General features: G+C 66.5%; 13 protein-coding genes. 8 read left to right on the forward strand and 5 right to left on the reverse strand.

What is annotated here, in order from left to right; all coding sequences use genetic code 11:
* Positions 1–29: 29 nt before the first annotated feature.
* Positions 30–632 (reverse strand): 6-phospho-3-hexuloisomerase, encoded by a 603-nt coding sequence (gene hxlB / locus NFU08_RS03420; protein ID WP_251420750.1) that lies wholly within the window; start codon positions 630–632, stop codon positions 30–32.
* Between the two features lie 132 nt (positions 633–764).
* Here hxlB and NFU08_RS03425 point away from each other — a divergent pair, with 132 nt between their 5' ends.
* Together NFU08_RS03425 and NFU08_RS03430 are read left to right on the forward strand one after the other, a co-directional pair.
* Positions 765–2,024, forward strand: a complete 1,260-nt coding sequence (locus NFU08_RS03425) for a response regulator transcription factor family protein (protein WP_251420753.1) — start codon at positions 765–767, stop codon at positions 2,022–2,024.
* 35 nt (positions 2,025–2,059) lie between these two features.
* Complete coding sequence (locus NFU08_RS03430; protein ID WP_251420755.1) at positions 2,060–2,866, forward strand: IclR family transcriptional regulator; 807 nt, start codon at positions 2,060–2,062, stop codon at positions 2,864–2,866.
* An 88-nt stretch (positions 2,867–2,954) separates the two neighbouring features.
* Here NFU08_RS03430 and NFU08_RS03435 read toward each other — a convergent pair whose 3' ends face one another.
* Positions 2,955–3,887, reverse strand: a complete 933-nt coding sequence (locus NFU08_RS03435; protein WP_174179035.1) for a LysR family transcriptional regulator — start codon at positions 3,885–3,887, stop codon at positions 2,955–2,957.
* Between the two features lie 160 nt (positions 3,888–4,047).
* Here NFU08_RS03435 and NFU08_RS03440 point away from each other — a divergent pair, with 160 nt between their 5' ends.
* The 6 genes from NFU08_RS03440 (at position 4,048) to NFU08_RS03465 (ending at position 14,034) form a co-directional block, all read left to right on the forward strand.
* The gene (locus NFU08_RS03440) at positions 4,048–5,352 is read left to right on the forward strand and encodes an SRPBCC family protein (RefSeq protein ID WP_251420757.1); all 1,305 of its coding nucleotides are present in this window, start codon (positions 4,048–4,050) and stop codon (positions 5,350–5,352) included.
* A complete protein-coding gene (locus NFU08_RS03445) occupies positions 5,349–6,764 on the forward strand; it encodes a ferredoxin reductase (RefSeq protein WP_251420759.1) in 1,416 nt (471 codons plus the stop codon). Before NFU08_RS03440 ends, NFU08_RS03445 begins: the two co-directional genes overlap by 4 nt.
* A gap of 260 nt (positions 6,765–7,024) precedes the next feature.
* Complete coding sequence (locus NFU08_RS03450; protein WP_251420761.1) at positions 7,025–8,950, forward strand: BCCT family transporter; 1,926 nt, start codon at positions 7,025–7,027, stop codon at positions 8,948–8,950.
* A 3-nt stretch (positions 8,951–8,953) separates the two neighbouring features.
* Entirely contained in the window at positions 8,954–9,883 is a 930-nt protein-coding gene (gene purU, locus NFU08_RS03455) for a formyltetrahydrofolate deformylase (RefSeq protein ID WP_174179027.1), read from the forward strand.
* A gap of 23 nt (positions 9,884–9,906) precedes the next feature.
* The gene (locus NFU08_RS03460; protein ID WP_251420763.1) at positions 9,907–12,414 is read left to right on the forward strand and encodes an FAD-dependent oxidoreductase; all 2,508 of its coding nucleotides are present in this window, start codon (positions 9,907–9,909) and stop codon (positions 12,412–12,414) included.
* Positions 12,415–12,534: 120 nt separating this feature from the next.
* A complete protein-coding gene (locus NFU08_RS03465) occupies positions 12,535–14,034 on the forward strand; it encodes an HNH endonuclease signature motif containing protein (protein WP_251420766.1) in 1,500 nt (499 codons plus the stop codon).
* A gap of 100 nt (positions 14,035–14,134) precedes the next feature.
* Here the strand turns inward: NFU08_RS03465 and NFU08_RS03470 are convergent, their stop codons facing one another.
* From NFU08_RS03470 to NFU08_RS03480, 3 genes are all read right to left on the reverse strand, one after another.
* Positions 14,135–16,489: an FdhF/YdeP family oxidoreductase gene (locus NFU08_RS03470; RefSeq protein WP_251420768.1), complete on the reverse strand. Its 2,355-nt coding sequence runs from the start codon at positions 16,487–16,489 to the stop codon at positions 14,135–14,137.
* A gap of 135 nt (positions 16,490–16,624) precedes the next feature.
* Complete coding sequence (locus NFU08_RS03475; RefSeq protein ID WP_251420769.1) at positions 16,625–17,242, reverse strand: MBL fold metallo-hydrolase; 618 nt, start codon at positions 17,240–17,242, stop codon at positions 16,625–16,627.
* Positions 17,242–18,327: an S-(hydroxymethyl)mycothiol dehydrogenase gene (locus tag NFU08_RS03480; protein ID WP_251420772.1), complete on the reverse strand. Its 1,086-nt coding sequence runs from the start codon at positions 18,325–18,327 to the stop codon at positions 17,242–17,244. Before NFU08_RS03480 ends, NFU08_RS03475 begins: the two co-directional genes overlap by 1 nt.
* Between the last annotated feature and the right edge of the window lie 210 nt (positions 18,328–18,537).

Below are 18,537 nucleotides of genomic sequence, written 5' to 3' on the forward strand. Positions count from 1 at the left end.
TTCTTGTAGTGGGGAAGGGGCCGGGCAACCTACTCGAGGTTTGCGTGCCGCAGCCAGAGGTCCTCCGGGGCGGCGGCGTCCTCGTCCCACAGGCTTTGGAACACCGCCTCGGTGGCGGCGAACAGCACCTGCTCAAAGAGGCTGCCCGAGTACTGGCGCGTGAGTGACGAGCCGTGATCGGTCTTCCGGGCGGCAGGGATGATCACGACGGCGGCGGCAGCGGCCGCGAGCGGGGAACCTGGGGCGGTGGTGTAGGCAGCCACGCGGGCGCCGTGGGCGGCTGCGGCTTCCGCGGCCTTGACGACGCCGGCGGTGGTGCCTGAGCCGGAAGCCGCGAGGAGCAGGTCGCCGGTGCGGATGGCAGGCGCCGTGGTCTCGCCCACCACGTGGACGGTCAGGCCCAGGTGCATGAGCCGCATGGCCGCCATCTTCAGGACCAGGCCGCTGCGGCCGGCGCCGGCCACGAAGATCCTGTCTGCCAGCCGAAGTTCGGTCACCAGCGCGGCCACCTCGAGCGGGTCGACCTGCTGCAACACTGAGCCGATTTCGTCCAGGACGAGGCCACGGTTGTGGTGGAAGGCCCGTGCCGTTCCCGTCAGGGCGGCGGGGACTGCTTGTGTGGTGGCGTTCATGCGTATACCTCCTTGGATGCTGGCGCCCTTCCATCCTCGCCTGCCCAGGGGGTGGGTGGAACGGCACGTCGGGGCGGCCATGGCCATCCGAATGGGTAGGTGCATCGGGGGCGGCCCATCTACACTGGGCACGTGGATCACCAAGACGCAGCCCTGCTCCAGTCAATAGCCGCCCTGGCAACGGCACCCCTGTTGGACATGGCGCACCGGCTGCGCGAGGCTGCCGCCCCATACATCGCGTCCAGCGCGCTGGTGATTTTCACGGAGGACTGCACCGGCCGGCCGCAGAAGAAGGCCGGTGACGAGGCCATCATCAGCCGGGTGTCCATAGCGGAGCTGGACGCCATCCGGGCAACGCTCGTGGAAGCGGGCGACGCCGGCAGCTGGAGCGGGGACGCCACGTTCGGCGGCGGTGTTCGCCCGGTGCTCGCGGTGTCCTCGCCGAGCAACGCGCTCCTGGTCCTCGCGGACCCGCAGCCGGCCGGGCCGGAGGCGCAGTGGATGCTGCGCTACCTCTGGACCCTCGCAGCTGAACGGATCCGCGAAAAGGTGGCTGATGCGCCGCCGTCGTACCTCATCGAATCACGCGCCGCCTCGGCGGAGCGCCTGCGGGTGACCGCTGAACTGGTGGACCAGCACTCCACCACCCTCGAAACGCTGCTTGCGGCGCTGAGGTCGCCTGCGCTGGGGGACGCCGCGGCCCGGACGGCGGCAACGGACGTCGCGGCCAGGGCCCTGGTGGGCCTGCGCACCCTCAACGACCGCACCACCGGCCTCGTGGAGGAACCGGTCGCTTCCGCATTCCAGCGCCTCCGCGAGGACCTCCGGCCGCTGATGGGCTTCAGCGGCATCGACGTGCAGTTCATCGAACCGCCAGTAAACGGCCGCGCGCTTCCCGGCGAGGTGGCCCACGCAGCCAGGGCGATTGTCCGCGGGCTGGTCCTCGCCATGGTGGACCAGGAGGGCGTCCGCCGGATCCGCACGCAATGGGACTGCGACGGCGTGAACCTCCTCATCAACGTGCGCGACGATGGCCCGGGCGAGCTTTCCGCGTCGGCGCCTGCGATGGCGCGCCTGGTCCAGCGTGTTGAAGCGCTGGACGGGAGCATGGGCGTGGACGTGGTGCCCGGCTGGGGCGCCGACGTCGCCGTGGCAATTCCGCTGGATCCGCCCGCCCGGCCGCTGGCCGACGTCGCCCAGTGGAACCTGGGGGAGCGCGAGCTGGAGGTCCTCCAGCTTCTCGCCGCCGGCCAGCGGAACCGGGGGATTGCCGCGAAACTCCACATCAGCGAAAACACCGTGAAGTTCCACCTGCGCAACCTCTACCGGAAGATCGGCGCATCGTCGCGCACTGAGGCGATGGCGCTCGCCCACAGCAACGGCCTGCGCTGATTTCACGCGGCGCAAGCTACTTGAGAGTATTAGTCATGGCTTCGAACAATGAGCGCGAACCCGACGTCGATGGTGAAGCGGGCCACGGCGGCGTCCAGTCCGTGGACCGTGCCCTCGCGGTCCTTGAGATCCTGGCGCGGGACGGCCACGCCGGCGTGAGCGACATTGCCGAGGAAATGGGCATCCACAAATCCACTGTGTCGCGGCTGCTCGGCTCACTGGTGAGCCGGGAAATGGTCCACCAGAACAGTGAGCGCGGAAAGTACCAGCTGGGCTTCGGAATCCTCCGGCTGGCAAGCTCCATCCCCGGGCGCCTGAGCCTGGTGCGGGAGGCCCGTACGGTCATGGAGGCCCTGGCGGACCAGTTCAAGGAAACGGTGAACCTCGCCGTGCTGCGCTCCAACTATGCCGTGAACGTAGACCAGGCGATGGGGCCGTCAACCCTGGCCACGTATGACTGGGTGGGCAGCCTGACCCCGCTGCACGCCACCTCCAGCGGCAAAGTCCTGCTGGCGGCACTGTCCGCGGATGACCGGGACCGGATCCTGACGGAGACGGGGCTGCCGGCGCGGACCCCCCGCACCATCACCAACCGCAAAGACCTTGAAACCGAGCTGATCACCGTGGCCCGGGATGGCTATGCCGTGACCCGGGAGGAGTTCGAAATCGGAATCAACTCGATGTCCGTGCCGGTGTACAGCCACTTGGGAACGGTCATTGGCGCCATCAGCATCTCCGGGCCGGCCTTCCGTTTCGATCCGGAGAAGGAGCCGGGACTGGCAGAAGGCCTCAAGGATGCAGGCCTCCAGGTGAGTGCAAGGATGGGCTACACCCGGCGGTAGGGCGCCGGGGTCCCCGCCGGGTCCCGCCGGGGTCCACAGGGAAGATGCGGACGCTGCCAAACGCTGCGATTCCGCGCGCAGGCAGCGATCAGAGATCCTCTTCGAGACGGGCGGTAAGGATCCGGTTGGCGTTAACCTGCAGGATGCGGAGCGACTCCTGGATCAGGGGTGAGGCGATGCTGCCCCTGCGCACCGCGGCGACAATGCGGCGCGTGGGTTTCGCCCGGCCGGTGAGGCGCAGCCGAACCACGTTTTCGGCACCATGCAAAGGTGCAAGCCGGGGCAGCAGGCCTACGCCCAGCCCGGCACCCACGAAGGCGATGTGGGTTTCCCATTCAACGGCTTCGTGGGCAATCCGCGGCGTCACCCCGACTGCCGTGAAGGCCGCGGTGAAGAGGGAGTGGTAGGCGGAACCGGCGGCCTCCGTGATCCAGGGTTCCGATGCCAGCTCTTCGAGCGTCGCCGTTTCCCGTGATGCCAGCGGATGGTCACCGGGAATGATCACGTCCAGTGGATCGTCGAGCAGGACTCTCTGCTCGAAGCGCGGATCGTCCTCACCATAACTGTCGGACTGCATGGCGACAATGACTGCCAGGTCGATCCGTTCCGCAATCAGCAAGTCGAAGCAGCGGGCAGGCTCAGCCTCAAGAACCTGCACCTCCAGCGAGGGGTGTGTCGAGCGCAGGGTGGCGGCCAGCGGCGCCAGCAAGTGGGCGGCTGCAGAGGAGAATCCGCCGAGGCCAAGATGGGCCTGCACCTGGTCGCCGGCCTCCATGGCCGCGGCGCGCAGGCTCTCCCATTGGGCGATGAGGGGATCCGAGCCCGCCACGAGAAAACGTCCCGTGGCGGTAAGCCGCAGGCCCCGGCCGTCTTTCGTCAGCAGCTGCATTCCGAGTACGCGTTGGAGCTCCCGCAACTGCGCGGAGACGGCGGAGGGGGAATAGCCCGTGAGTTCCGCGGTCGCGCCTACCGTGCCGCACCGGGCGAATACGCGGAGCGTGATGAGTCGCGCGTCAATCATGCATTTATTCTGCACGGTAATCTTCAAAGTTTTGCGCTTTTCTTGCAGCAGTTGTGACCCTAATCTCATGACAACGAGTACATCGACCACTGCCGGTACCACCCCCGCACCCCTGGTCAACACGCAACACCCACTACCCATGCCTCCCGGGAGGAAACCCATGACTGCTTCAGTGAACGTGCCCCTCAATTCACGCGGAAAAATCGCTGCATCATTGCCTGCCGAGCAGCTGGCCGAGATCACCGCGTTGTTTGAGTTCCGTCGCACCGGCTACTCCCTCGACGCCCCCTTCTACACTGATGCCTCGATCTTCAAGGTGGACATGGAGGCCATTTTCGGCCAGCACTGGATCTTTGCAGCCAGCACCGCCGAGCTGCCCGAGCCGGGTGACTACGTCACCGTCGACTACGGGCCATACTCCCTGATTGTGCTGCGCAACGACGACGGCGGCGTGAACGTCCTGCACAACGTATGCCGCCACCGCGGCGCCCGCGTCCTGACTGACGCTGCAGGGTCAACCGGAAACCTGGTGTGCGGCTACCACTCGTGGACCTACTCGCCGGAGGGAAATCTGATCCATGCCTCCGCTCCGGGGGAAACGAAGTTCGACAAGAGCTGCTTCGGCCTCAAGCGCGCCCACGGCCGCGAGGTCGCCGGACTCATCTTCGTCTGCATCGCAGACGAACCGCCAACGGACTTCGACGAAACCGCAAAGATCTTTGAGCCCTACCTGGCGCCCCACGATCTCTCGAAGACAAAAATCGCCTACCAGCAGAACATCATCGAAGAGGGCAACTGGAAGCTCGTCATGGAGAACAACCGTGAGTGCTACCACTGTGACGGCCACCCCGAGCTCGCCTGCTCCCTCTTCCCCACCTGGGGCCTGACGGAAGGCCTGATCCCGCCCCACCTTGAGGAAGTGTGGAACCGGAACAAGGAAGCCCAGTCCTCCCTCGAGGAGCGGTGCCGCCGCTATGGCCTTCCGTACGAGGTGGTCGAGCAGCTTGACACGCGCATCGCGGGAATCCGCATCTCACGGGAATCACTCGATGGAGAGGGCGAATCGTTCTCTGCCGACGGGCGCAGGCTTTCCAAGAAGCTGCTTGGCGACCTGCCCGACTTCCGCCTCGGCCGCTGCTCCATGCACCTGCAGCCCAACAGCTGGTTCCATTTCCTGGGCGACCACGTCATCACGTTCGGTGTCTTCCCCATTAACGAGCACCAGAGCCTCGTGCGCACCACGTGGCTGGTGGCTGACGACGCCGTGGAAGGCGTCGACTACGACCTCGAGAAGCTCACCTACACCTGGAAGCAGACCAACCTGCAGGACAAGGCATTCGTGGAGCTCTGCCAGCAGGGCGCCGGCAGTCCCGCCTACGAGCCCGGCCCCTACATGAAGAGCGAATACCAGGTGGAGGCATTCATCAACTGGTACGTACAGCGCGTGCAGGAGCACTTGGCATGATTGAACTCCTCACTGAAACGGCAGTCCAGGAACCACAGCGTATCCGGGGTCTTGAGATGCCGTGGAACAGGGTGATGGGAAGCGCCGAGACGCCCGCCCGGGCAGCCCGTGCGCTGGGCCCATGGCATCCGCAGGAGTTTATGGCCGAATGCGTCGAGACGGTTCCCGAGGCCGGCGGCATGATGACCTTCGTGTTCCGCCGCTGCGACGGTGCACCCCTGGCGTTCCGCGCGGGCCAGTACGTGAACGTCGCATTTCCCGTGAACGGCGAAGACCAGGAACCGGCGGACCGCAGCTACTCGCTGTCCAGTTCGCCCACCCAGCCGTGGACCTTCAGCATCACCGTCAAGTGCGACCCCACGGGCCTGGTCTCACCGTGGGTGCACGAGAACGTCAAACCCGGCGCTGTCCTTGAGATGCTGGGACCGGTGGGAGCATTCCACCTGCCCGATGCAGACCGGCGGGCACGATACCTCTTGCTTGCCGCCGGCGCAGGCATTACTCCCATCATGTCCATGGTTCGGACCATCCACTCCCTGCCCGGACACGCCGATGTTGTGGTGCTTTACCATGGCTCGGATGCCGGCGGCTTCGCCTTCCACCGGGAATTGGCCTACATCGCCTCCGTGGACTCGCGCGTCAAGGTCCACTACTCCCTGGGCGACCGCAGGGTGCCGGAGGGGTGGGAAGGACTCAGTGGAAGGCTGACGGCGGCCATGCTCGAGGAGGTGGCCCCGGACGCCAACGGCCGCCAGGTGTACGCATGCGGTCCTGAGGGTTACCTGAACACCGCCACCGGGCTCCTCAGGAAGGTCGGTGTCGACGACACGTCCATCTACATGGAGTTCTTCTCGGGAGACCGCCAGACGCTCCTTGAATACCAGGCGGAGGTGGCGCTTGCAGCCGATGTCGCGGAGGAGATCGCCGAGGAGATCGCCGAATCCGCCGAGGACTACTTTGAAAGCCAGCCGGCCGCGTTCGGCCTCTACGAGCCTGGCTACGACGCCGACGGAACCCTGCAGGCCTCCGGGATGCCGCTGGAGATCGTCGACCCGGAGGCGCCCGGCCCGGACCCCTCCGCCGACAGCCCGGGCGGGGAGCCGGACGCCGGTTCCCCTGACGCCTCGAGCTTCGACACGGTGGGAACAGGCAGCCTCACCATGGCCTTCACGCGTACCGGTATCAATGTCCGGATCGACCCAAGCGAGCGCATCCTCGAGGTGGCCCAGCGTGCTGGTGTGAGGATTGGCGCGAACTGCAAGGAAGGGATGTGCGGCTCCTGCAAGGTCGTCAAGCTTTCGGGGGAAGTCGAGATGAACCACCAGGGCGGGATCCGGGCACGGGAAATCTCTGCAGGCAAGTTCCTGCCCTGCTGCTCCACCGCGCAGACGGACCTGGTGATTGATGCCTGACCCCGTTCCGGGGCAGCCGTCAAGGCGCAGCCGAACCCGCGAAATAGGGCTTAAGAATTCGGAAAAACCTTGACACGCACCTGTGGCGCGGGCCACTCTGTTGCTTATTACGAGACGTGTTGATCCTTGCGGAACAACCGCCCCATTCACAGCAAAAGCTGATTCTGCTTACTGAATGCCAGGAAGCACCAGATCCTCCGCCCGGCTTGGGGACGCCGGAGCACTGCGCCAGCCCATGAATTCAAACCAAAGGACTTGACATGGCTTTGAACAGCGACATCCGCCCGGATGCCCATTCCCCCCTTGAGCAGGAGGAGCCCAAGCTCGTTCCACCTGCGCCGGAGAACTCTCCTTCCGCCCACGACTCACTCGACGCGGAGGACACCCAGCAGATCATGCAGGAACTCCGCCAGACCAAGGCCGAGCAGGCCGTGGCGGAGCGCCGGAACCGTAAGCTCACCCTCGACAAGGCCACTTTCGGCATCACCGGCATCCTGGCCCTCGCGTTCGTGGCCTGGGGTTTCCTGGGCCGGGACAGCCTGGCTGCAACCTCAACCGTCGCGCTGGACTGGGTGATGGAATACACCGGCTGGCTTTTTATGGTGCTGGCCTCGCTGTTCGTCGTCTTTGTCCTCTGGCTGGCCCTCGGAAAATGGGGCAACATCCCGCTGGGCAAGGACGGGGAACGCCCCGAATTCCGGACGGTCTCGTGGATCGCCATGATGTTCGCCGCCGGCATGGGCATCGGCCTGATGTTCTACGGCGTGGCCGAGCCGCTGTACCACTACATCGCCCCACCGCCGGGCACCGTGGACGGCCGGACGCCCGCTGCCATCCAGACAGCCATGGCCACCTCCATCTTCCACTGGACCCTGCATCCCTGGGCGATGTACGCCGTCGTAGGAATCGCCATGGCCTACGGCACCTACCGCCTGGGGCGCAGGCAACTGATCTCCGCGGCCTTTACGTCCCTGTTCGGCATCAGGACGGTGGAAGGGCCGGTAGGAAAGTTCATCAACATCCTGGCGATCTTCGCCACGCTGTTCGGCACGGCGGCCTCCCTGGGACTTGGCGCGCTGCAGATCGGCAGCGGGCTGAGCTCAAACGGCTGGATGGGCGAGGTGGGCACGCCCGTGCTCGTGGCCATTGTGGCCGTCCTGACCGCCTGCTTTGTGGCCTCGGCAGTGTCCGGCATCAGCCGCGGCATCCAGTGGCTGTCCAACATCAACATGGTCCTGGCCGTGGTCCTGGCACTCATCGTCTTCATCGCCGGCCCCACGCTCTTCATCCTTAACCTCATCCCTGCCGCAGTGGGGGACTACGCCCGGGATCTGGCCGAAATGTCCTCCCGCACCGAGGCGGTCGGTGACGAGGCCCTTCGCACCTGGATGTCCGGCTGGACCATCTTCTACTGGGCATGGTGGGTGTCCTGGACGCCTTTCGTAGGCATGTTCATCGCCCGGATCAGCCGCGGCCGCACCATCCGGCAGTTCGTTACCGGCGTCCTGCTGGTCCCCAGCGTTGTCAGTGTCATCTGGTTCGGCATCTTCGGCGGGGCCGCGTTCAAGGTCCAGGAGAAAGCGGACCAGGCCGGCCAGCCGGGGCTGGTGGCCATGTCTGACGGCGCACCGTCCATCGACTTCGACGGAGCACTGTTCGACCTCGTCAACAACCTGGCCATGCCGGGCTGGCTGACCGGAGCAGTCATTGTCCTGGCCATGGTCCTGGTGGGAATCTTCTTTGTCACCGGCGCCGACTCGGCGTCACTGGTGATGTCTTCCCTCAGCTCCAACGGTTCTGCCGAACCAAAACGAGGGCTGGTCATCTTCTGGGGCCTGCTCACCGGCGCCGTGGCGGCCGTGATGCTGCTCGCCGGAGGCGACAAGCCCTCGGAGGCGCTCTCCGGGCTGCAGCGCATCACCATCGTGGCAGCCCTGCCGTTCGTGCTGGTCATGCTGCTGCTCTGCTTCGCCCTGGTCAAGGACCTGCGCCGGGACCCGCTGTCCCTGCGGCGGCGGCTCGCCGACTCGGTGGTGGAACGCGCCATCCGGACCGGAGTGGACCAGCACGGCGGCGTCCAGTTCGATCTCGTGACCCAGCACCAATGTGATCAGCACTGTTCAGAGGACGGCCCGTGCGCCGCTTCCGCCGCTGACACCCCAGCCCCCGCAAAGAACCAGGAGTAGACCATGACCACAGTCCTTGAGGGCCGCCCTGCCGCAAACGCGACGGCGGAAGCCGGCGCCGTCCCCAGCGTCCGCAGTACCGGCACCGCACAGTACGTCCTCACGCTGGCGTGCCCGGAGCGCCCCGGAATCGTCCGGGCGATCACCGCATTCCTCGCTGACCGCGGCTTCGACATCGTTGAACACCAGCAGTTCGATGACCACATGAGCGGCAAGCTCTACCTGCGCACGGCCTTCACCCCGGGAGACAAGGAAGTTTCCGCGGAAGGCCTCAGCGCAGAGTTCGCCGCCACTGCCAATGAGTTCGACATGGAGTTCGCCATCCACGACGGCAGCCCCCAGCGCGTGCTGGTGATGGTCTCGAAGTTCGGCCACTGCCTCAACGACCTCATCTTCCGGTGGCGCGCCGGAAGCCTGGGTGCGGAGATCGCCGTCGTGGTGTCCAACCACGAGGACCTCCGCCCCATGGCTGAAGCCGCCGGCCTGCCGTTCATCCACGTCCCGGTCACCGCGGACACCAAGCCGCAGGCCGAGGCGCGCCTGCTGGAACTGGTCGAGGAGTACCAGGCGGACCTGGTGGTCCTGGCCCGCTATATGCAGGTCCTCTCGGACGGCCTCAGCAAGACCCTCCGCGGCCGCGCCATCAACATCCACCATTCCTTCCTGCCCGGGTTCAAAGGGGCCAAGCCCTACCACCAGGCCTACGACCGCGGCGTGAAGCTCATCGGCGCCACCGCGCACTACGTCACCGCAGACCTGGACGAAGGCCCGATCATCGAGCAGGAAGTGTTCCGCGTGGACCACAGCCTGGACCCGAATGCGCTGGTCACTGTGGGCAGGGACGCCGAATCGCAGGCACTGTCCCGCGCCGTCAGGTGGCACTGCCAGCACAGGGTCCTGCTCAACAACACCCGCACCGTCGTCTTCCGCTAACGCGAACACCAGGAGAACTACTTATGAGCGCATCACCACGCGTTGTCATCATCGGCGCCGGCATCGTCGGAACCAACCTTGCCGACGAACTCGCCACCCGGGGCTGGACCAACATCACGGTGGTGGAACAGGGCCCGCTGGAACTTGCCGGCGGCTCCACGTCGCACGCGCCGGGCCTGGTGTTCCAGAACAACCCGTCACGGACCATGACCGAATTCGCCACCTACACGGTGAACAAGCTGCTGGCCCTGAGCAAGGACGGCCAGTCCTGCTTCAACCAGGTCGGCGGCCTGGAACTGGCAACCACCCCCGAGCGCCTGGCCGACCTCAAGCGCAAGATGGGCGTGATGACCTCCTGGGGCGTCGAAAGCCGGATCGTGGACGCCGACGAATGCGAAAAGATCTACCCCCTCCTGAACACGGGCAAGCTCACCGGCGGCCGCGAAGTCCTGGGCGGCCTGCTCATCCCCACCGACGGCCTGGCACTGGCCGCCCGTGCGGTGCAGTTGCTGATCGAACGCTCCAGCGAGGCCGGCGTGAAGTACCAGGGCAACACCACCGTCACCGGCATCGCCCGGGAGGGCGGCAAGGTGACCGGCGTCGAAACCGGCAACGGACTGATCCCGGCGGACATCGTGGTGTCCTGCGCAGGTTTCTGGGGCCGTGAACTCGGCAAGATGGTGGGCCTGGAAGTCCCGCTGCTGCCGCTGGCCCACCAGTACGCCATCAGCACCCCGCTGCCCGAACTCGAGGGCGTCAACGAGCTTCCCAAGGGCGCCGGCAAGCCCATCCTGCGCTACCAGGACAAGAACCTGTACTACCGGGAATGGGGCGATCGCATCGGCATCGGCAGCTACGCCCACCGCCCCATGCCGGTGGACATGTCCGCCCTGCCGAAGGTCGCCGCAGAGGAAATGTCGGACCACCGCATGCCTTCCCGCCTGGAGTTCACCCTGGAAGACTTCCTGCCCGCCTGGGAGGACAGCCAGGACCTGCTGCCGGCGCTGCGCAGCTCAGCGATCCAGGACGGCTTCAACGGCATCTTCTCCTTCACCCCGGACGGCGGCCCGCTCATGGGCGAGGCGCCCGAGCTCTCCGGCTTCTTCGTGGCCGAAGCCGTCTGGGTCACGCACTCGGCCGGCGTGGCCAAGGCAATGGCGGAGCTGCTGGTGGAAGGCCGGTCCCGCACGGACCTGCACGGCTGCGAGCTCGCCCGCTTCGAAAAGGTCCAGACCTCCGATGCGTACGTCAGCGAGACATCCCAGCAGAACTTCGTGGAGATCTACGACGTGATGCACCCGCTGCAGCCCAGGGAATCTCCGCGGGACCTGCGCGTGAGCCCGTTCAACGTCCGCCAGAAGGAACTGGGAGCGTTCTTCCTGGAGTCCGCCGGCTGGGAGCGGCCGCACTGGTTCGAGGCCAACCGCGGCCTGCTCGAGGAGCTGCCGGCCGAGTGGCAGGCGCCGGAGCGGGACTCCTGGTCCGCCATGTTCTCGTCCCCCATCTCGGCGGCCGAGGCGTGGAAGACGCGTACCGCCGTCGCGCTTTTCGACATGACGCCGCTGAAGCGGCTGTCCGTGGTGGGCCCGGGCGCGCAGGCGCTGCTGCACCGGCTCAGCACCGGCAACATCGCCAAGAAACCGGGCGCCGTGACGTACTGCCTGCTGCTGGAGCATGACGGCGGCATCCGCAGTGACGTGACCGTCGCGCGGCTGGCGGAGGAGGACTTCCAGCTGGGCGTGAACAGCAACGTGGACTTCGACTACCTCCGGGTGGAGGCCCGGAAGCAGTCCGCTGCCGATCCAAGCCAGTGGGTGCATGTCTCCGACATCACCGGCAGCACCTGCTGCATCGGGCTGTGGGGCCCGCTGGCGCGCGAAGTGATCGGCAAGGTCAGCTCGGACGACCTCACCAACGACGGCCTGAAGTACTTCCGCACCAAGGAAATCTCCGTGGGCGGCATCCCGGTGACAGCCATGCGGCTCTCCTACGTGGGCGAACTCGGCTGGGAGCTCTACACCACCGCCGAGTACGGGCTGAAGCTCTGGGACCTGCTGTTCGAGGCGGGCCGGGAGCACGGCATCATTGCCGCCGGCCGCGGCGCCTTCAACAGCATGCGGCTGGAGAAGGGGTACCGGCTGTGGGGCACGGACATGACGTCCGAGCACCACCCGTACGAGTCCGGCCTGGGCTTCTCGGTGGCCAAGGACAAGACCGGTTTCGTGGGTTGTGAGGCTCTCGCCGCCCGCAAGGAGCAGCCCGCCACGCGGGCGCTGCGCTGCCTGACGGTCGACGACGGCACGTCCATCGTGCTGGGCAAGGAACCGGTGTACGCGAACGGTGCTGCGGTTGGTTACGTCACGAGCGCCGCCTACGGCTACACCGTCCGCAGGCCGATCGCCTACGCTTGGCTGCCGGCGTCGGTATCCGAGGGCGACTCGGTGGAGATTGAGTACTTCGGCAAGCGCATTGCTGCCACGGTCTCTGCCGAGCCGCTGTTCGATCCGGGCATGGAGCGCCTCCGGGGCTAGCCCGGAACCTGTCCGTAGTTGTCATCGGAAACCGGGGGCCGCCGAACAGGCGGCCCCCGGTTTTTCGTGGGCCGGCCCGGTTCCCGGCTTATTGTCGGACCCCCTTGGCAGGATGGGTTTATGGGCAGGAAAGCGGTGGCGAGGGCGTTTGCGGATATCAGGGCCGCCCTTGCCGTGCTCAACGCTGAGGTGGACGGGTGCGGTTCGGAGCCGTTCTCTGCTGCCGATCCGTTAGCCGGGCTGGCAGATGGGAGCCTGGACATCCTCGCTGGTGCCAGGGAGGCCGAAGCCGGGCTTGCAGGCCTGAAGGCCCGCGCTGCCATGAGATACGCCGGCACCGCCCATACCCTGGCGCCTCTCGGGGCCCCGGTGCCGGCACAGGAGATGGCTGTGGCCGCCGAGATCGGGTGCGTGCTGGCCCTCGGGCCGCGGGCCGCCAGCACGTTCCTGTCCGTATCCCACGCGCTGACCACCACCCTGCCCCTGACCCTCGCGGCCCTGCACGCCGGCACGATCTCCTGGCAGCACGCCCTGGTCATGGTGAACGAGGCCGCAACCCTGGACCCGGCCGGGGTCGTCGCCCTGGAAGCCCACTTCCTCGACCCGGCCGTCCCTAAACCGCCCACCGCCGCAGCAATCGGCGAAATGCCGGCGCACCGGTTCAAGGCCAAGGCCCGCACCTGGCGGGAACGCCACCATCCCGAATCGCTGGGGAAGCGCCATGCCAAGGGGGTGGCGGACCGGCGGGTGGAATACCGGCCTGACCAGGACGGGATGGCTTGGCTCTCCGCTTGTTTGCCCGCGCACCAGGCGCTGGCAGGCTGGAACCGCCTTAACGCTCTCGCGCGGGCCGCACAAGGACCCAACGAACCCCGCACCCTCACCCAGCTCCGGACCGACAAATTCGCCGAAGCCATCCTCACCAGCGGAACCAGTGCAACCTTCCATGCAGACAACAGTGCAGGTAACGGCGAGGAAGCAAGCGACAGCGACGGAGCCGGCGCAGGAACTGGTGCCGGCCTGCTTTCCCCGGGGATCCGGGCCCAGGTCCTGGTCACCGTGCCGGTGTTCTCGCTGATGGGCCTCACGGAGGAGCCGGCGGTGTTGGACGGGTTCGGCCCCGTTCCGCCGTCCATGGCACGGGACCTGGTTGCACACGGAGCAGACTCCTTTCACCGCGTCCTGGTCGACCCGCGGGACGGGGCACCACTGGAAATTGGGCGCACCAGCTACCGGGTGACCAAGGCGATGCGGAATTGGCTCAGGCTGAGGGACGGCAAATGCCCCTTCCCCGGCTGCAGCAACAACTCCCTCGACAACGAGGCCGACCACCTCGTCGCCTGGCACCACGGCGGGACCACCGGGATCAGCAACCTGGGACAGCCCTGCCCGAAACACCACAAACTCCGGCACACCACCGGCTGGACACCAACACCAGCCACCAAAAACCAACCACCCGGCTGGACCTCACCCACCGGTCGCCACTACAAAAGCGAACACCAGGACTGGGAACCACCCCACTGGCCGAGCCAGCTGAAGCTAGGTACGGCGGATTTCCTGCACACTGCCCAGTCGCCGGGAGAGGACGCCTTGGAGCGCTTCCTCCGCGCCCGCGCGTGACTACGCATCGGCCACCGGCGTGTGGATGAAACACCGACGGCGACACGGGCACCTGCCGCGTGCCGCCGTCGTCGTTCTGCCGGTAGGAGCGCCGCGGGGGCTATCCCGCCGTGGCAGGCTCCAGTTGCCCGGAAGAATCCTGGTCGGTGGTTTCCGCGAGGTGCGGCACGAACCGGACGAACATGGCCTTAAAGCCGGGGGTGTTGGATTCGCGGGCCACGTTTTCCTTGTGGACCAGGGCGTTGGCTTCGGGGAAGTACGCGGCGGCACAACCCTTGGCGGTGGGGTAGGCGATCAGGCGGAACTTGTCGGCCTGCCGGTCGTGGCCGCGGAAGGTGCTGACCACGTCCACCAGGTCCCGGTCCTTGAAGCCCAGCTCCACCAGGTCCTCGGGGTGGACCAGGATGACGCGGCGGCCGCCGGAGATGCCGCGGTAGCGGTCGTCCTGGCCGTAGAAGGTGGTGTTGTACTGGTCGTGGCTGCGGATGGTCTGGAGCACCAGGTGCCCGTCGGGCGGGGTGAGGTATTCCAGCGGGCTCACGGTGAACCTGCCCCGGCCGATGTCGGTTTTGAAGGACCGGGTATCGCGCGGCGGGTTGGGCAGGACGAACCCGTTCTTGGTCCGGATCCTGGCGTTGAAGTCCTCGAAGCCGGGCAGCACGCGGGCGATGTGGTCGCGGATCACGTCGTAGTCCTCGGCCATGGCTTTCCAGTCCACCGGGTGGTCCGGGCCGAACGCCGCCTCGGCCATCCGTGCCACGATCACGGGTTCGGCGAGCAGGTGCTCGGAGACCGGCGTGAGCCTGCCCTGCGTGGAGTGGACCACAGACATCGAATCCTCCACGGAGAGGAACTGTGCACCGCTGGGGTGCTTGTCGTCCTTGTCCGTCCGGCCCAGGGTGGGCAGGATCAGCGAGGTGCGCCCATGCACCACGTGTGAGCGGTTGGGCTTGGTGGAGATGTGCACGGTCAGGCCGATCCGCTGCATGCCGGCTTCCAGGGTCTCGGTGTCGGAGCAGGCCAGGGAGAAGTTGCCGCCCATGGACACAAAAAAGTCCACCTCGTTGCGTTCGAACGCCTCCATCGCTTCCACGGCGTCATACCCGTGGTGCCGGGGTGAAGTAATCCCGAACTCGGTGTCCAGCGCCTCCAGCAGCCATTCCTTGGGTTTTTCCCAGATGCCCATGGTGCGGTCGCCCTGGACGTTGGAGTGCCCGCGGACCGGGCAGGCGCCGGCTCCGGGCTTGCCGAAGTTGCCCTGCAGCAGCAGGACGTTGACCATCTCCTTGATGGTGTCCACCGAGTGCGGCTGCTGCGTGACGCCCAGGGCCCAGCAGAAGATGGTGGCCTTGGACTTGATGAGCATCCCGGCAACGGTCTCGATCTGCTCCCGGGACAGCCCGGTGGCCTTCTCGGTTTCGGCCCAATCCAGGCTGCCGCGGGCCTCGCGGTAGGCGGCGAACCCGTCTGTCTGCGCCTCGATGAAGGAATGGTCGACGACGGTGCCCGGGTTCCGCTCTTCCTCCGCCAGGAGCAGGTGGCCAAGGGCCTGGAACAGTGCCAGGTCACCGCCGACCTTGATCTGCAGATATTCGTCGGCAAGCGGCGTGCCGCCGCCCACCACGCCGGAGACGGTCTGCGGGTCCCTGAAATTGAACAGCCCGGCCTCGGGCAGCGGGTTGACCGCCACCACTTTGCCGCCCTTGTCCTTGCATTCCTTCAGCGCGGACAGCATCCGCGGATGGTTGGTCCCGGGGTTCTGCCCCACCACGAAGATCAGCTCGGAATCATGGATATCGTCCAGGGACACGGTCCCCTTGCCAATCCCGATGGTCGGGTTCAGAGCCGAACCCGAGGACTCGTGGCACATGTTGGAGCAGTCCGGCAGGTTGTTGGTGCCCAAAGCCCGCGCGAACAGCTGGTACATAAACGCCGTCTCGTTCGCGGTGCGCCCGGAGGTGTAGAAAACGCAACGGTCGGCCGTGGTGGCCCGCACATGCTCGCCGATCAGGTCGAAGGCATCACCCCAGGAGATCGGTGAATAGTGGCTCTCGCCTGCCCGGATCACCACGGGTTCACTCAGCCGGCCCTGGTTGCCCAGCCAGTACTCGGTCTTCGTCGAGAGCTCGGCGATCGAATGCCTGGCCCAGAACTCGGCACCGACGGTGCGGAGGGTGTTTTCCTCGGCCACCGCCTTGGCGCCGTTCTCGCAGAACTCGGCGGTCTTGCGCTTCTTGTCCGACTCCGGCCACGCGCAGCCCGGGCAGTCGAAACCGCCCCGCTGGTTCAGCCGCAGCAGCGAGTGCGCCGTGCGGGCCACCCCGGCCTGGGCCACCGCGCGTTCCAGCGCCACCATCACGGCTTTCACGCCTGCCGCCTCGGCCTTGGGCTTATGGACTTCGAGGTTGTCCTCGTCAATGTCCGCAACGGGGGCGGGCTGCTTACCGAACTTCATTGTTCCAACTTCCTTACCGGCATGCGTGGTGTTTGTACTGTGTTGCGTGGGCGCCACGAAGGCGCGGTTGCCGCTGGCGCCGCGAAGGCGCGCCGGGCAATCCCGGCGCGCCCCGCGCGATGCTCAGCTCGACGGCTACTGCGAAACCTTCGCCAGCGTTTCCGTTTCGGCAGCGATGGTGGTGTTGTCCCCGTGGCCGGTGCGGACCACAGTCCCGGGCGGGAGGGTGAGCAGGCGTTCCCGGATGGAGGCCAGGATGGTGGGGTAGTCGCTGTAGGACCGTCCTGTGGCACCCGGGCCGCCGTTGAACAGCGTGTCTCCGGTGAAGACCGTTCCTTCGCTTTCCAGGTAGAAGCAGGTGGAGCCCGGGGAATGGCCGGGGGTGTGGATGGCCTTCAGTGTTGCACCGCCCACTTCGAACACGTCGCCGTCGGCCAGTGCCCGGTCCGGGTGCGCGTCCGGGTACACCTGTTCCCAGAGGACCAGGTCCTCGGGGTTCAGGTAGATCGGGGCGCCCACGGCGTCGGCAACGTCGCGGGCAGCACCGATGTGGTCGTTGTGCGCATGCGTGAGCAGGATGGCCTTGACCTTCCGGCTGCGGACCTGGTTGATGATCGCAGCGGCGTCGTGCGGGGAGTCGATGATCACGCACTCCTCGTCATTGCCTACGATCCAGACGTTGTTGTCCACGTCCCAGGTGCCGCCGTCGAGCGAAAATGTCCCCGAGGTGACCAGGTTCTCGATGGCGACCATTAGAGCTCCACCACCGAACGCAGGACCTTGCCCTCGTGCATCTTGTCGAAGGCTTCCTCCACCTGGTCGATGGTGATCCGTTCGGTCACGAACGCGTCCAGGTCCAGGTTGCCCTGCTTGTAGTGCGCCACCAGCATGGGGAAGTCGCGGGAGGGCAGGCAGTCGCCGTACCAGGAGGACTTGAGCGAGCCGCCGCGGCCAAAGACGTCCAGCAGCGGCAGTTCAAGCTGCATGGCCGGCGTCGGGACGCCCACCAGGACCACGCGTCCGGCGAGGTCGCGGGCGTAGAACGCCTGCTTGTACGTTTCAGGACGGCCGACGGCGTCAATCACCACGTCCGCCCCGTTGCCTCCGGTGAGGGCGCGGATGGCCTCGACGGGGTCCTCTTTGCTGGAGTCGATGCCGTGCGTGGCGCCGAGGGATGTGGCCATGTCCACCTTGTTGGCGTCGATGTCCACGGCGATGATCGTGGTGGCGCCGGCGAGCTTGGCGCCGGCGATCGCGGCGATGCCCACACCGCCGCAGCCGATCACCGCCACGGACTCGCCGCGCTTGACCTCACCGGTGTTGATGGCGGCGCCGATGCCGGCCATTATCCCGCAGCCCAGCAGGCCGACGGCGGCCGCATCAGCCTCGGGATCCACCTTGGTGCACTGTCCCGCAGCGACGAGGGTTTTTTCGGCGAAGGCCCCGATCCCCAGTGCGGGGGAGAGCTCCGTGCCGTCCTCCAGGGTCATCTTCCGGGTGGCGTTGGCGGTGTTGAAACAGTACTGGGGCTGTCCCTTGGCGCACGCGCGGCATTCACCGCACACGGCGCGCCAGTTCAGGATGACGCGGTCGCCGGGGGCGACGGAGGTAACGCCGTCACCCACAGCGCTGACCACACCGGTGGCTTCATGGCCCAGCAGGAAGGGGAAGCCGTCGTTGATGGCGCCCTGCTTGTAGTGCAGGTCCGTGTGGCAGACACCGCACGTCAGGATGTCCACCAGGGCCTCGCCCGGGCCCGGATCCGGCACCAGGATGGTCTCCACTGACACCGGAGCGTTCTTTTCCTTGGCGATGACTGCCTTGACTTTATGAACCATTTCCTGTGTTCCTTTCGTTGGCCGGACAAAGATCCCGGCCCGACTCCCAAGTCTAGAAGCTGCGACGCTTCCGGACGGCTACCCAAAGGGACGGGTGGCAGGCACCCGAAAGGGTGGTCGTGCCTCCCAGACCTTCCGCCCGGGCCTCTCCAATTGCGTAATGCACAACACGTTGCGTATAGCGCTTACTCGAAATATGTCAGCAGGCGT

The organism is Pseudarthrobacter sp. NCCP-2145 (assembly GCF_023708005.1).
Lineage (GTDB): Bacteria > Actinomycetota > Actinomycetes > Actinomycetales > Micrococcaceae > Arthrobacter > Arthrobacter oxydans.

Bases quoted from the DNA above. Each gene is read 5' to 3' on its own strand.
- NFU08_RS03470 (WP_251420768.1), bottom strand. From the start codon at position 16,489: ATGAAGTTCGGTAAGCAGCCCGCCCCCGTTGCGGACATTGACGAGGAC.
- hxlB (WP_251420750.1), bottom strand. From the start codon at position 632: ATGAACGCCACCACACAAGCAGTCCCCGCCGCCCTGACGGGAACGGCA.
- NFU08_RS03450 (WP_251420761.1), top strand. From the start codon at position 7,025: ATGGCTTTGAACAGCGACATCCGCCCGGATGCCCATTCCCCCCTTGAG.
- purU (WP_174179027.1), top strand. From the start codon at position 8,954: ATGACCACAGTCCTTGAGGGCCGCCCTGCCGCAAACGCGACGGCGGAA.
- NFU08_RS03480 (WP_251420772.1), bottom strand. From the start codon at position 18,327: ATGGTTCATAAAGTCAAGGCAGTCATCGCCAAGGAAAAGAACGCTCCG.
- NFU08_RS03460 (WP_251420763.1), top strand. From the start codon at position 9,907: ATGAGCGCATCACCACGCGTTGTCATCATCGGCGCCGGCATCGTCGGA.
- NFU08_RS03465 (WP_251420766.1), top strand. From the start codon at position 12,535: ATGGGCAGGAAAGCGGTGGCGAGGGCGTTTGCGGATATCAGGGCCGCC.
- NFU08_RS03440 (WP_251420757.1), top strand. From the start codon at position 4,048: ATGACTGCTTCAGTGAACGTGCCCCTCAATTCACGCGGAAAAATCGCT.
- NFU08_RS03475 (WP_251420769.1), bottom strand. From the start codon at position 17,242: ATGGTCGCCATCGAGAACCTGGTCACCTCGGGGACATTTTCGCTCGAC.
- NFU08_RS03430 (WP_251420755.1), top strand. From the start codon at position 2,060: ATGGCTTCGAACAATGAGCGCGAACCCGACGTCGATGGTGAAGCGGGC.
- NFU08_RS03445 (WP_251420759.1), top strand. From the start codon at position 5,349: ATGATTGAACTCCTCACTGAAACGGCAGTCCAGGAACCACAGCGTATC.
- NFU08_RS03435 (WP_174179035.1), bottom strand. From the start codon at position 3,887: ATGATTGACGCGCGACTCATCACGCTCCGCGTATTCGCCCGGTGCGGC.